Origin of the sequence: Micromonospora phaseoli, from assembly GCF_900109115.1 — a bacterium.
In the GTDB taxonomy this organism is placed as follows: Bacteria; Actinomycetota; Actinomycetes; order Mycobacteriales; family Micromonosporaceae; genus Micromonospora; species Micromonospora phaseoli.
The window spans coordinates 1-14,457 of sequence record NZ_FNYV01000010.1 but is presented as its reverse complement, the minus strand read 5'-3'; the positions used below and the strand labels follow the sequence as shown (position 1 = coordinate 14,457).

General features: G+C 71.3%; 9 protein-coding genes and 1 pseudogene. 5 read left to right on the top strand and 5 right to left on the bottom strand.

What is annotated here, in order from left to right; genetic code table 11:
• Positions 1-12: 12 nt before the first annotated feature.
• Genes BMY89_RS22705 through BMY89_RS22695 form a run of 3 tightly spaced genes read right to left on the bottom strand, consistent with a single transcriptional unit; the run spans position 13 to position 7,912 of the window.
• On the bottom strand, positions 13-4,158 hold the full coding sequence (locus BMY89_RS22705; protein WP_092382084.1) for a non-ribosomal peptide synthetase: 4,146 nt from the start codon (positions 4,156-4,158) through the stop codon (positions 13-15).
• Positions 4,155-5,936 carry a carbamoyltransferase family protein gene (locus BMY89_RS22700; RefSeq protein ID WP_092382083.1) on the bottom strand — a complete coding sequence of 594 codons (1,782 nt, stop codon included), beginning with the start codon at positions 5,934-5,936 and terminating at the stop codon, positions 4,155-4,157. Before BMY89_RS22700 ends, BMY89_RS22705 begins: the two co-directional genes overlap by 4 nt.
• Positions 5,933-7,912, bottom strand: coding sequence for an amino acid adenylation domain-containing protein (locus BMY89_RS22695; RefSeq protein WP_170147772.1), 1,980 nt, complete (start codon positions 7,910-7,912; stop codon positions 5,933-5,935). The genes BMY89_RS22700 and BMY89_RS22695 overlap by 4 nt, the downstream gene beginning before the upstream one ends.
• Before the next feature lie 420 nt (positions 7,913-8,332).
• Between BMY89_RS22695 and BMY89_RS22690 the strand changes: the two genes are divergently transcribed.
• Both BMY89_RS22690 and BMY89_RS22685 read left to right on the top strand, forming a co-directional pair.
• Positions 8,333-9,595, top strand: a complete 1,263-nt coding sequence (locus BMY89_RS22690) for an MFS transporter (RefSeq protein ID WP_092382081.1) — start codon at positions 8,333-8,335, stop codon at positions 9,593-9,595.
• 17 nt (positions 9,596-9,612) lie between these two features.
• Positions 9,613-10,890 carry a cation:proton antiporter gene (locus BMY89_RS22685; RefSeq protein ID WP_092382080.1) on the top strand — a complete coding sequence of 426 codons (1,278 nt, stop codon included), beginning with the start codon at positions 9,613-9,615 and terminating at the stop codon, positions 10,888-10,890.
• A gap of 92 nt (positions 10,891-10,982) precedes the next feature.
• On the opposite strand, the gene BMY89_RS22680 is transcribed toward BMY89_RS22685, so the two are convergent.
• Positions 10,983-11,366, bottom strand: a complete 384-nt coding sequence (locus BMY89_RS22680) for a DoxX family protein (protein WP_092382079.1) — start codon at positions 11,364-11,366, stop codon at positions 10,983-10,985.
• 140 nt (positions 11,367-11,506) lie between these two features.
• Complete coding sequence (locus BMY89_RS22675) at positions 11,507-11,926, bottom strand: DUF6223 family protein (RefSeq protein ID WP_092382078.1); 420 nt, start codon at positions 11,924-11,926, stop codon at positions 11,507-11,509.
• Positions 11,927-12,146: 220 nt separating this feature from the next.
• Between BMY89_RS22675 and BMY89_RS22670 the strand changes: the two genes are divergently transcribed.
• The 3 genes and pseudogenes from BMY89_RS22670 to BMY89_RS30030 all read left to right on the top strand — a co-directional run.
• Positions 12,147-13,256 (top strand): sensor histidine kinase, encoded by a 1,110-nt coding sequence (locus BMY89_RS22670; RefSeq protein WP_092382077.1) that lies wholly within the window; start codon positions 12,147-12,149, stop codon positions 13,254-13,256.
• Positions 13,253-13,915, top strand: coding sequence for a response regulator (locus tag BMY89_RS22665; protein ID WP_092382076.1), 663 nt, complete (start codon positions 13,253-13,255; stop codon positions 13,913-13,915). Before BMY89_RS22670 ends, BMY89_RS22665 begins: the two co-directional genes overlap by 4 nt.
• 334 nt (positions 13,916-14,249) lie before the next feature.
• A pseudogene (locus tag BMY89_RS30030) lies at positions 14,250-14,457 on the top strand (hypothetical protein); the annotation flags it as partial.

Sequence of the window (14,457 nt, the reverse complement as noted above, 5' to 3'; positions counted from 1 at the left end):
TCGGTGGCTGTCTTAGGAGTTGGCGAGCAGCGCGCGGACGTCCTCGTCGGACATCGACTCGACGTCGCCGAGCGCTTCGGCGAGGAGGTTCCCCTGCTCGCCGAGCGCCTCGTTGATGGCCTTCGCCAGGTCCTCGACGTACGGCGCCTCGAGAATGCGGCGCAGTTCGAGGTCCACCCCGAACGTGGTGCGGATGCGGAACGCGACCTGCACGGCCTGTAGGGAGTGCCCGCCGAGGGCGAAGAAGTTGTCGCCGACGCCGACGCGCTCGATGCCGAGAATGTCGGCCCAGACGGCGGCCACCTCCCGCTCCACCGCGTCGCGGGGCGCGACGTGGTCGCCCGAGGCGCTCGGCCGGTCGGGGTCGGGTTCCGGCAACGCCGCCCGGTCGATCTTCCCGTTCGGGTTCAGCGGCAGCGATCCCATCACCACGAACGAGGCCGGGACCATGTACTCCGGCAACCGCTCGGTCATGAAGTCGCGCAATTGCGCCGCCGTCACCGACGCCTCCGCCACCGGCTCCACGTACCCGACCAGGCGTACCGGACCACCGCCGGGCCGCCACGCCACCACCACACCCGACGCCACCGCCGGGTGCGCCACCAGCACGGACTCCACCTCGCCGAGCTCGACCCGGAAGCCCCGGACCTTCACCTGATGATCGACGCGGCCGACGAACTCCAGCGAGCCGTCCGAGCGCCAGGACACCACGTCACCGGTCCGGTACAGCCGCGCACCCGGCACATCGGAGAAGCCGTCCGGCACGAATCGGTCGGCGGTCAGCCCCGGACGGTTCCAGTAGCCCCAGGCGACACCGGGGCCGCCCAGCAACAGCTCACCGGGGACACCCACCCCCACCAGGCAACCCCGCTCGTCCACCACGTACGTCGTGGTGTTCGTGATGGCCGAACCGATCGCGCCCGTACTGGCGGGCACGGCGGGCAGCGGGTTGCAGGTCGAGATGCTGGTGACCTCGGTCGGTCCGTAGATGTTGTTGATCTGGGCGCCGCCCGCGGCGACCGCCGCGCCGACCGAGCCCAGGTTGATCCGCTCGCCGCCGACGTAGACCTGTCGCAGCGTGCTGAAGGCGTCCGGGATCTCGTTGACGGTGGAGTTGAACAGCGCCGTGACGATCGCGACGGCGGTGACCTGCTCCCGGCGCAGCAGCTCGACGAAGCGCGGCGGCGAGAGCGCCACGTCGGTCGGTACGACCACCACCCGGCCGCCGTTGAGCAACGGCCCCCACACCTCGAACAGCAGCGGGTCGAAGGAGGCGTTGGAGACCTGCCCGACGACCCGCAGCTCCTCGGGCTGGACGTAGTCGGTGTCGCAGACCAGGCGGATGATGCCGCGGTGCGGCACCACGGCGCCCTTGGGGGTACCGGTCGACCCGGAGGTGTAGATGAGCGAGGCCGCGTCCTCACCGAGGGTGCCGGGGGCGGGAAGGGCGGGCTGGTCCGTCGGCCGGGGCGCGACGTCGGTGATGTCGACGGCCTCCCGGCCGGTCAGCGGAAGCTGGTCGAGCAGATCCCGATGCCCCACCACCACCCGCACATCCGTATCCGCCAACATGAACTCCAACCGCTGCACCGGATAATCCGGATCCAACGGCAGATACGCACCACCAGCCCGCAACACCCCCAACATCCCCACCACAAGATCCACCGACCGCCGACAACTCAAACCCACCAACGACCCGCGACCAACCCCCAACCCCACCAACCGCACCGCCAACGCATCCGCCCGAGCCACCAACGACCCGTACGACACCGACACATCCCCATCCACCACCGCCACCGCACCCGGCGACAACCCCGCCCACCGCGCCACCAACGCGTCGACCGGCTGATCGGCGGGGTAGGCGCGGGCCTGGCCGGCCCACCCCAGGAGCAGGCGTTCCTCCTGCGCCGGCAGGGCCGACACCGACGTCACCGCGACGTCGGGGTCAGCGAGCAGCCGGTCCAGCAGGACCAGCCACTGCGCGGCGAAGCGGTCCACGGTGGACGCGTCGAACAGGTCGGTCGCGTACTCGACCTCCACACCCATGTCGGGGCCGCCCGTGTCGACCACCGACAGGGTGAGGTCGAACTTGGCGGTGCCGGTGTCCACCGAGTCCAGCTCGGCGACGACACCACCGGACTCCCACCGCCCCCGCGCGTGCTGGTTCATGCCGAAGGCGACCTGGGCGAGCGGAGCGCGTCCCTGGTCGCGTTCCGGGTCGAGGGCGTCCACCAGCGACTCGAACGGGATCTGCTGGTGTGCCTGTGCGGCGGCCGAGACCCCACGTACCCGGGCGACCAGTTCGGCGAAGGTGGGTGCGCCGCTCAGGTCGGCTCGCAGCACGACGGTGTTGACGAAGAAGCCGACCAGGTTGTCGAGCTCGGGCAGCGGGCGGCCGGCGGCCGGAGTCGCCACCACCACGTCGGTCCGCCCCGACCAGCGGCGGACCAGCAGCAGGTACGCCGAGACAAGCAGGTCGAAGACGGTGACCGAGCGGCCCTTCGCGGTGGCCCGCAACGCGGACACCGTCGAGGCGGGCAGCCGGTGGCGCAGCGTACGGCCGGCATGGCTGGCCACCGCCGGGCGGCGACGGTCGGCGGGCAGCGCCAACAGGGTCGGCGCGCCGGCCAGCCGCTCCCGCCACCAGGCGACCCCGTCGGCGATCACCTCCGGGGTGAGGACGCTGCGCTGCCATGCCGCGTAGTCGGCGTAGGACAGCCCGGTGGCGGGCCGGTCGACGGGCTGGCCGGTCGGGTAGCCGGCGAAGATCTCGGCGAGGAGGATGTCCAGTGACCAGCCGTCGCAGGCGGCATGGTGGATCGAGACCCAGAACAGCCACTCCCGGTCCGCGACGCGGACCAGTCCGGCCCGCAGCAGCGGAGCGGTCGCCAGGTCGAACGGCCGGCAGACACCAGCCCGGACCAGTCGCCGCCCCGCCGGCTCGCCCGCTGCTCGGGCGTCCTCGACGGTCCAGTCGATCTCGACGGTGTCAGCGAGGCGGGCGACCGGACGACCGTTGACGGTCTCCAGCCTCGTCCGCAGCACGGCATGTGCGTCGACCACCGCCTGGGTGGCGGCGCGCAGGCGCTGTTCCTCGACGCGGCCGGTCAGCCGCACCAGCACCGGGACGTTGTAGAGAGCCGAGCCCTGACGCCAGCGGTCCAGGTACCAGAGCCGTTCCTGCCCGAACGACACGACGGGGTCCTCGCCGTCACGTGCGGTCAGGGCGGGCAGCGTGACGGCCGGCTCACCGGCGTCGACCAGGGCGGCGAAATCGGACAGCACCGGATGGTCGAAGAGCTGGTCCACCGTGAGGGCCACGCCGCGTTCGGCCGTCACCCTCGCGATGACCTTGGCGGCCAGCAGGGAGTGGCCGCCAAGGGCGAAGAAGTTGTCGTCGGCGCCGACCCGGTCCAGTTGGAGAATGTCGGCCCAGATGGTGGCGACCAGCCGTTCGGCGGCGGTGGCGGGCTCCACCGACGCGCCCGCCGACACCGGTTCGGCGTCCGTTTCGACCGGTGCACCCGCGCCCGGCAACTCGCCGGTACCCGCCACCAGGTCCGCCAGGATGTCGTCGAGGCGACGCAGGTGGGTGGCGATGCTCACCGCCGCGTACCGGTCCTCGTCGTGCTCGCAGCGCACCACCAGCCGGCCGTCGTGCGCCGTGATCTCCAACGTGGCGTCGCACCACACGATCTCGTGCCCGAGATCGGTGACGTCCCGAGAGCCGAGTCCACCGCCGAGGGCACCGAGCGGGACCACCGCGATCCGTACCTCACCGTCGCTCGCCGGACGGGCTGCCGGCAGTGCCGTCGCGGCGCGTTCGACCATCCGCCGCAGCGGCAGTCCCGGTTCGACCGGGCAGCGCACCGCCCGCAGCGCGGCGCCGTGCTCGGCGTCCACGACGATCACGCCGACCACGACCGTCGTCGCGGATGTGCTGCCCCGGTCGCCGGCTACCAGGGCCTGCACCGCGGCGGCCAGGACCGCCGCCGGCGTGGTGCCGCCCTCGCGGGCGAGGGCAGTGAGGTCCGCCTCGGTGACGTCGAGTTGCCGCGAGACCTCTGCCCGACGGAACGACAGGCCGGGCAGCACCTCGTCGTCGGCGGCGAGGGTCGTCGCGACACGCTGAGCCGCCGGGCTGACCTCGACGGTCACCGCCGCTCCTCCCCGGCCTTCGCTGGCGTGACGACGTATCCACCGATGACCAGGCGGTCCAGGCCGCCCCGCAGCAGGGTGTCGACGGCGATCTCCGGGGTCCGGACGATCGGCTGCCCGCGCAGGTTGAAGGAGGTGTTGAGCAGGACCGGGATGCCGGTACGGTCCGCGAACGCGGTCAGCAGCTCCCACAGCAGCGGGTTGCCCTCCCGGGTGACGACCTGCACCCGGGCGGTGCCGTCGAAGTGGGTGACCGCGCCCAGCGAGGCCCGGTGCTCCGACCGGGTCCGGGTGGTGAAGAGCATGTGCCGGAACCGCTCCTCGTCGCCCGGCTCGATCTCGAAGTACGTCGACGCGGCCTCGACGGTGACCACCGGCGCGAAGGGACGGAAGTCCTCCCGGCGCTTGATCAGCGCGTTGATGTGGTCGCGCATCCGCTCGTCGCGCGGGTCGGCGAGGATGCTGCGGTTACCGAGGGCGCGCGGCCCGAACTCCATCGCGCCCTGGAACCACGAGACGACCTCGCCGGCCTCCAGCGCCTCGGCCGTCTCGGCGAGCAGGCGCGCCCGCTCCGGCACGTGTCGTACGACGGCGTCGGTCCGACCGCCGATGGCGGCGCCGATCTCCTCGTCGGTGAACGAGGTACCCCAGTACGGCATCGACATCGCCGGGAAGCGGGTGGCCGGGTCCTGCTGGGCCTGCGCGTAGAGGGCGGCCCCGACGGCGGATCCGTCGTCTCCCGCGCCCGGCGGGATGAAGATGCGGTCGAACAGCCGGCTGCGGGCGATCACGCCGTTGGCAGAGCAGTTGAGGGCGACGCCACCGGCGTAGCAGAGGTCCCGCAGCCCGGTCTCGCGGCGGAAGTGCCGCAACACGTGCACCAGGCACAGCTCGACGACGGCCTGCAGGGCGGCGGCCACGTCGCGGTGACGCTGCTCGATCGGGGTGCCCGGCGTTCGGGGCGGACCGAACCGCTCGGCGAGCATCGCCAACACTCCACGGTGCGTCTCACGCTCGCGCAGGTTGCGGTCGGCGGCCAGCCCGGCCACGGTGAACGTGCCGCCGTCGAGCAGCTTGACCAGCTGCGACATCTGGGCGAAGTGCGCCCGACGGTCGCCGAACGCGGCCAGGCCCATCACCTTGTACTCGTCCATCAGGATGTCGAAGCCGAGGTACATGGTGAAGACGCCGTAGAGCGTGCCGATGGAGTGCAGCGCCGGGATGCGGTGCAGGACCTCCAGCTTGCCGCCGGTGCCCGCGGCGACGGTCAGGCTCTCGGTCTCCCCCATCCCGTCGGCCACCAGGACCAACGCGTCGTCGTACCCGCTGGGGTAGTAGGCGCTCGCCGCGTGGGCCAGATGGTGCGGCACCGGGACCAGCTTCCCGGCCCAGTCCACGTCGGGGAACTCCTGCCGCAGCCAGGTCAACTGCACGTCGGGGTCGTAGACCTCGGCGTAGCGGGACGCCAGGTACGGGTCGGACAGGTCCAGCTCCGCGGCCCGGTGGGCGAACCCGTGCGCCACGACGTCGATCTCGTCCGCGGTGATGGCGGCCCGCCGCAGGGCGTCGCGGATCGCGTGTACCGGGAAGCTGCCGGTCGCCTTCTGCGCGGTGTACCGCTCCTCCGCCGCCGCGGCCCGCACGACACCGTCGACCACCAGTGCCGCCGCGGAGTCCAGGCCCTGCACGATCCGGTACTCGCGCTCGCTGAGGTCCGGCAGCTCACGGCGTTTGAAATCGACGCTGTTGTGCAGTCCGCTGATGCCCAGAACCTTCATGACGTCTCCTCGGAGCCGGCCCGACGGTGGATGTGTGCCTGTGCCGCCTCCCGCAACGCCCGCCGATCGACCTTCTGGCTGGGGGTGAGGGGCAGCTCGGGTAGCGCGACGATCCGTTGCGGCAGCAGCGCGGTGGGCAGCGACGTCGCCAGGTGCTCGCGGAGCACCCGATCGGTGGCGGCCGGACCGTCCGTCGCGGACCGCACGTACAGGACGAGCCGCTGGTCGTCCGCTGCCGCGGCCACCACGACCGCCGCCGCCTGCGCCACCGACGGATGACGCTCGGCGTACGTCTCGATCTCCTCAAGCTCGATCCGGTGTCCCCGGATCTTGACCTGGTTGTCGGCGCGCCCGTGGTAGGACAGCGTGCCGTCGGACCGCCAGGCGCACAGGTCCCCGGTGCGGTACTCGCCGTCCCGGAAGGCCGCGGCGGTGCGCTCGGCGTCGCCGAGGTAGCCGACGGCGAGCTGCGGGCCGCCGACGTGGAGTTCGCCGATCTGCCCGACCGGCAACGGCCGCCCGTCGGGCCCTCGCACCGCCGCGACGCTCCCCGGTAGTGGTGCGCCGATCGGCACCGGGTCGGGTACCAGCTGGCCGAGCCGGTGGGCGGTGCACCAGATGGTGGCCTCGGTCGGGCCGTAGACGTTCCACACGGCGGCGCCGGTCTGCACCAGGCGACCGGCCAGGTCGGCGGTGACGGCCTCGCCACCGCAGAGCAGGGTCACCCCGGTGAGGTCCGGCGACAGGTGCGGCAGGATCAGGCGCCACCCCGAGGGCGTCGCCTGGATCAGGTCGGGCCGGCCGGCCGACAGGTGTGCGCCCAACCGAGCCGGGTCGCGGCGCAGCGCGTCGTCGACCAGCAGCAACCGGCCGCCGGTGGCCAGCGGCAGGAAGAGTTCGAGCAGGGAGATGTCGAAGGTCAGTGCCGTCGTGCCGGCAATCGTCGGCGTGCGGAGTTCCAGCAGGTCGGCGAAGCTGGCGACGCAGTGCGCGAGCGCGGCGTGCGACACACCGACCACCTTCGGGCGGCCCGTCGACCCGGACGTCGACATCGCGTACGCCAGGTCCCCGCCGACCGGCGCGTCCCCGCCGGCGGTCGGTACGTCACCGCTGGCGGCCGGCGGGTCGGCCGGGGCCGGGTCCGCGTCGGGCGGCGCGACGACCCGACAGCCGCGCCGGGTCACCGTGGTCTCGTCTGCGACGACGGCGAACCGCGCGTCAGCGGCGTCGAGCAGGCTGTCCAGCCGGGCACGTGGATGGGTCGGATCGACGGGCAGGAAGGCGGCCCGCAACGACCAGACGGCCAGCAGCGTGACCACCAGCTCGGCCCGGCGGGGCAACCCGACCGCGACGATGTCCCCGGGACGCACCCCCGATGCCCGCAGGGTGTCCGCGTACCGGTCGGCCAGCGCGACGAGGGTGGCGTAGCTGACGCTCCGCCGGGCGTCCTCGATCGCGGTCGCCTCCGGCCGGGAGATCGCCTGGGCGCGGATGAGCGTGGGCACGGTGTCGGCCGATTCACCGCCGGGGCGGTGGGCGGACGCGACGATCCGGGCGTCCTCCTCGCCGTGCAGGTCGATCGCGCCGATCGGAGCGTCGGTGGTCACCGCGAGCACCCGGTCGACGCGGCTGGTCAGCAGTGCCGCGTCCGCCGACGGCGCGATGTGTTCTCCGGTGACCAGGATGTACGGCCCGTCGCCCAGGTGGACCTCGACGGCGGTGGGGCGCCCGTCGGTCGAGCCGGCGCCGAGGCGGTCCAGTTGCTTCCCGACGGTCGCGCCGAGCACGGACCGGGGGGCTCGCCACGGCAACGAGACCGGCACCGTCCGCCCGGTCACCGGGTCGGTCAGCTCGCCGGTGACGGTCGCCGCGGAACCGGCGTGGGCGAGCACCAGCAGGCTGGCCGCCACCGCCTCGACATTGACCGGAACACTCGGACCGGTGGCGGCCTGTTCGGCCTCCAACGATCGGGTCATCGCGGACTCCCTAATACCGACGGGGCAGGAGGAAAGCAATTCATCGCGCCGCCGTTCACCCCAATTCATGCCGGTCGGGTGATCCTCGAATTACTGTCCGTGTCCGGCAATTGGATCGGATCCAGCCGGTTACGTGGCAGCACGCTAGGAGCGACCGAATCAAGGTGTCAACGGCCGGAGTCGGGCCAGCATCAATCGGACATGCCGCCGGAGATTGGGTCAGATACACCGGGCGTGACGTCATCTTCGGGCCGGTTTTGCCTAGTTCCGGAGCAGGGCCGCCGCCCCACTGCGCGGAGCCACGCTGGCAGAACTGTGCCAAGTGGAAACGGAGACATCCCTTCGACTCGTCTTTTGTGTGACCCTGGGGGCAGTCTTTAGCCGCACCTGCGCCGGCACCCCTTAAACAAGGAGAAGGACATGTCACGGATCCTCGCCACGCGACGGATGCGGCTTTACGTATTGGCGGACACGGCGTCCAACCTCGGCGACTTCGCGTTGTTTCTCGCGATGGCGATCTGGGTGAAGACGATAAGTGGCAGCACCTCGGCGGCGGCCCTGGTGATGTTCTCGTTCGCCGCCGGCAGTCTGCTGCTGCCCGCTGCGGGTCTGCTCACCGACCGGGTACGCCGACGCCCCCTGCTCATCGGCGCGAACCTCGCCCTCGCCACGGTCGTCCTGCTGCTGCTCCTGGTCGGCGGCGCACACCACGTCTGGCTCGTGTACGCGGTGATGTTCGTCTACGGCGCGCTGGGCAGTGTGACCGGGCCCGCCCAGCTGGCACTGCTGCCGTCCCTCGTACCGAAGGAGTCGCTGGGCGACGCCAACGGGCTCATCCAGTCGGTCCGCGGCCTGCTCCGGGTCTTCGCACCCGTCATCGGCGCGGGCCTGTTCGCCTGGCTCGGTCCGCAGGCGGTCATCGTCATCGACGCCGCGCTGTTCGTCCTGGCCGCCCTGGCACTGCTGGCGATCAAGCTCGACGAACCGGTGCCCGTCCCCTCCGACGAGCACTGGTGGACCGAGATCACCGCCGGCCTGCGCTTCATCGGCCGGACCGTGACGCTGCGCCAGCTCGTCATCTCCTGCGGACTGGCGATGCTGGTGCTGGGCTTCTTCGAGTCGATCGGGCTGGCGGTGGTCACCTCGGGCCTCGGTTACGCACCGACGTTCCTCGGCGTGCTCGGCGTGGCCCAGGCGATCGGCACCATCGCCGGCGGGATCTCCGCGGGCGCGGTGCTGCGCAGGACCAGTGAGGGCATGACCGTCATCATCGGCCTGGCGCTGGTCGCCATCTCCAGCATGTTGCTGATGATCCAGGTGACCGCTCTGGTGATCGCCGCGATGGCCCTGCTCGGCCTCTGCATCCCGTGGCTGGTCGTCGGTGCCACCACCGCGTTGCAGCGCCGCACGCCGGAGAATCTGCTCGGCCGCGCGTCCGCGGCCTTCGAGTTCGCGGTGACCGTGCCACAAACCATGTCGATCGCCGTCGGCGCGGCCCTGATCTCCCTGCTGGACTACCGGCTGCTGCTGGGCATCGTGACCACCGCCGTCACTGTTGCCGCCGTCTACCTGGCCACCCGTCCCGGCCAGCGCCCAGGCTCCGCCGAGCAGCCCGCCGAGCAGCCGGCCGACGTGCTGGTGCCGGCGGGCGGGGCCGTCGCGGCACCGACGCCGGACCGCTAGCCCAGGAGACGTACCCAGTGGCTTCGCACCAGGTTCCGACGCTGCTCCTCGCCTTGGCGCTGATCTCGCTGCTCGCCTTCGCGGCCGGCGCGGTGGCCCGACGTCTCCGGCAGCCTCCCGTCATCGGTGAGGTGGTCCTGGGCATCCTGCTCGGCCCGACGCTACTCAGCGGCACCATCTCGGACGCGCTCTTCCCGGAGGACATCCGGCCGTTCCTGAGCGCCCTGGCGACCATCGGCGTCGTCCTGTTCATGTACACCGTCGGGACGGAGCTGAACGCCGGCCTGCTCCGTGGCCGCCGGGTGGTCGCCGGCACCGTCGCGGCCGGCTCCATCGCCGTGCCGTTCGGCCTCGGGGCCCTGCTGGCATTGCACCTGTACGCGAGCCACCCGACCGAAAGCAAGATCGGATTCGTGCTGTTCATGGGCGCCGCCATGTCGGTGACCGCGTTCCCGGTGCTGGCCCGCATCCTCATCGACCGTGGGCTGAGCCGCACCTGGCTCGGCAGCGTGGCGTTGGCCTGCGCCGCCATCGACGACGTACTCGCCTGGACGCTGCTCGCCGTGGTGGTCGCGGTCGCGGGTGCCGGCGGTGGCTCCCTGTCGACGCTGCTGTTCCTGCCCTACCTGCTGCTGATGTTCGCGGTCGTCCGGCCGCTGCTGCGACGGCTGCTCGATGATCGTGCCACGGGGGGCCAGCCTCGGCCGGTAGCCCTGGTCATCACACTGGTGGGGCTGTTGACGTCGGCGGCCGTCACCGACTGGATCGGGCTGCACTTCATCTTCGGCGCCTTCCTGTTCGGCGTGGTCATGCCCCGATCCGCGACCACACCGGAGCACGGCATCACCGCACAGGTGAGCGACCGGATATCGCACCTCAACGGCCTGCTGCTACTACCGATCTTCTTCGTCGTCGCCGGGCTGAAGGTCAATCTGTCCACCATGGACGTCGACGACCTCGTCGAACTGGCCCTCATCCTGACCGTCGCGGTGGGCGGCAAGTTCGTCGGCGCGTTCACCGCCGCCCGCCTCGGCGGGGTACCCGCCCGGCCGGCGAGCGCGCTCGCCGTCCTGATGAACACCCGCGGCCTGACCGAACTGATCATCCTCGCCGTCGGCCTGGAACTCGGCATGCTCGACAGCCAGCTCTACTCCTCGATGGTCGTGATGGCCCTGGTCACCACCGCGATGGCCGGCCCTCTCCTGCAACTCCTCTACCCGGTTCCCGGCGGCGGCGACACCTCGACGCAGCGGTACGCGCAGGGCCTCGAGCCGGTCGGCCGCTCCGCCCGCTAGCGTCGACGGTGTCGCCTGCCTGCCGCAGGCGCCGGCTCGTGGGACTGGCTTCGTTCGGCGTCGCAACGTTCCGCCGGGCGGCACCTTCTCGGTCAGGCGGTGAAGGACTCGGGGCCGAATCGGCCCCAGGCGACGAATGCCGCGAGAGCGAGATAGATCGCGTTCAGTGTCGCGAACCTGGGTGAGCCGAGCCGGAGATGCGTGATCATCGCGCCGACCATCAACAGAACCCAGCAGGCGGCGGTCACCGGCACCAGAACCGGTGCGACGTCGACCACGGCGGGCAAGATCAGGCCAACCGCCGCCAGGAGCTCGAGGATCCCGAGGGTCTTCACGAAGCCGCCACTGAAGTGTCCGACCCACTCCCCACCACGAATCTCCCTCAGCCTTTCCCTGGGTACGAACGTCTTGCTGATGCCGCCAGCCAGAGCGACCACGGCGAGGAGCCCGGCGGCGATCCACAGTGCGAGGTTCATGAAGTCTCCTTCGTTACAACGATTCGGTCACCAGGACACCGCCTGACCGATCGTTGTGACAGCGCGTGCGACAGATCACTCCATCCGCACGGCTCGGTGGCGGGCTGGCCACGGTCGCAGCGGAGCGGGTGCCGCCGTACTCAGCCGACCGGGCCGCTGCGGCGCGAGCGGGCCAGAGCCAGCCAGCCAAGGACCGTGGCGATCAGCCCGGCCACCAGGGCCATGAAGCCACCGACAATGCCGTAACCGGTGCCGGGACCACCCTCGGCGGCGGCAATCACCAGGCCACCGGCGCCCGTGGCGGCCAGCCCCGCGACCATGGCCACCACGGCGCTCCTGCGCCCGTTGCCGTTGCCGACCCGACCGGCAGAGCGGGCCAGAGCCAGCCCTCCGACGACCACGCCGGCCAACGCCACGAGTACGGCCACGGCCCCCACGAGCCGCCCGGCGGTCAGGGTGGACGCGTCGACGCCGGCCGGCTCGGCGGTGACCTGCGCGGCTGCGGGTGCGAACCCGAGCAGGGCCACGCCGGCAGAGGTGGACAGGCGACAGAGGGACATGGTCTTCTCCTCATCTTCCTTCGACTGGATGTCGGCTGAATCCTGTCCGTCGCACCCACCACCTGTCGTCCTGCTGACGCGGACACTTCACGCTGCCGCGACCAGCGCACCCGGCTGCCGCACATGTCGCAGAAGCCGGGGGAAGTACCGCGTCTGCGGTAGCCGTCCGGTCATCCCCGCGCAGGAGTCGCCCGGGCCGACATCCGATTAGGGTGCCGGCATGAACAGGGGACGGGTCGTGGACTGGGCGGTCGCCGCCGGCGTGGCGGCGATCCTCCTGTTCACCGGGCTGTCCGGGCAGCACCCCGCCACCAGCGGAGATCTGCTCGGCTACCCGCTGCTGGCGGTCGGCGGCCTGGCGCTGGCCGCCCGCCGCCAGGCGCCGGTGCCCGTCCTGGCCGTCACCGGGCTGTGCGCGGTGGGTTACCAGGCGGTCGGGTTCGACGTACCGGCCGTCGCGTACCTGTTCGCGGTGTACGCGGCCGTGCGGGCGGGACACCGCACTGTCACCGTGGCCGCGAGCGTGATCATGCTGGCTGCTCTCCCCCTCGCCGCCGCGGTCTCCGGCCGGCACGACGTGGGTGAGGCGTTCGCGCAGGCCCGAGGTGCCCTCGAACTGGCCTGGCTGATCGCCGCCGGTGCGGCGGGTGAAGCGCTGCGACAGGCCGAGCGCCGGGCGGAGGAGGCCGAGCGCACCCGCGAGGAGACGGCGCGGCGCCGCGCCTACGAGGAGCGGCTGCACATCGCGCGGGAGCTGCACGATTCGCTCACCCACCAGATCTCCGTCATCAAGGTGCAGGCCGAAGTCGCCGTCCACCTGGGCCGTAAGCGAGGTGAACAGGTGCCGGCGGCCCTGCTGGCGATCCGGGAGGCCGGTCGCGATGCGGCCCGAGAACTGCGAGCGACGCTGGAAGCGCTACGCGACGACGACGAGCACCCGCCGCACGGGCTCGACCACGTTCCCGAACTGGTGCAACGGGCCAGGACCACCGGACTGGACGCGACGCTGACGATCGAGGGACAGCGGACAGACCTGCCCTCCACGGTGGACCGGACGGCCTACCGGATCGTCCAGGAGTCGCTGACCAACATCACCCGTCACGCCGCCGCGGCTACCGCGTCGGTCCGGATCGCCTACCGTCCCGACGTCCTCGCCATCCAGGTCGACGACGACGGTAGGGCCGGGCCGGACAGCGCTGCGGCACCCGGCGTCGGGCTGCTCGGGATGCGCGAACGAGTCACCGCCCTCGGCGGCCACCTTCGCGCGGAGCCGCGCAGCGAGGGCGGCTTCACCGTCCGAGCCGAGCTTCCGGTGGATCAGAGATCATGATCCGTGTGCTGCTGGTCGACGACCAGCCACTCATCCGCAGCGGATTCCGTGCGCTGCTCGATGTCGAGGACGACATCGAGGTGGTGGCCGAAGCCGCCGACGGCAGCGAGGGCCTGGCCTTGGCCAGGGAACACCTGCCCGACATCGCGCTGATCGACATCCGGATGCCCGTCGTCGACGGCATCGAGGCGACCCGGCGCATCGCCGCGGACCCGACCCTGGCCCGGGTGCACGTCGTCATCCTGACCAACTACGGCTTGGACGAATACGTCCTCGACGCGCTGCGCGCCGGTGCGGCCGGATTCCTCGTCAAGGACATCCAGCCGGAGGACTTCCTCCATGCCATCCGCGTCGCCGCGCGAGGCGACGCCCTGCTCGCACCGTCGATCACCCGCAAGCTGATCAATCGGTACGTCACCCAGCCGCTGCACCCGAACGCCCACACGGTGCTGAAACTGCTGACCAACCGCGAACGCGAGGCCGTCACGCTGGTGGCGCAGGGCCTGTCCAACGATCAGATCGCCGGCCGCATGATGATCAGCCCGATGACCGCGAAGACCCACATCAACCGCGCCATGACCAAGCTCCACGTACGCGACCGCGCCCAACTCGTCGTCCTCGCCTACGAATCCGGCCTGGTGGCTCCGCACAACTCCTGACACCACGGTCCGCGCGTCGGCGGTAGCCCTCGAATGCAGCTTGCGCAATGGAATCGGCAGGTCGACAAGGGTCGAAATATGTCGATGGCGGTCGATGTTGCCGAGGTGGGTTCGAGCGTGTTGAAATGGCTCATATCGCCGCAGCGTCGGGGGCAACCGCGCTGAGCACGGCTCGCACGGGAGCACCGCAGCGCCAGCAGCGCGCCACCCTTGGCAGACGCTCGCGCGCCGCAGTACCGGGCCACCTCCACGACGACGGACCACCCTCCCCGGGCAGACGTCCGTCCGATGCGCTCGGCCAACACCAGCACCGGCGACGAGGTGAAAGGCGATCATGAATACCCGGCAACACATCACCAGGTGGTCCCGAAACCCCTTCGTGTGGATGGAGGTGGCCCTGCTCGCCGTATCCATCGGCACGGTCGCCCTGGTCACCTCGACCACCACCACGACAGAACCAGCAGACCTCCACCAGCAGATCCTGACCCAGATGCGCACCACCCTCGAACAGTCGGACCCAGAGCAGCACAACCACGCCGGGC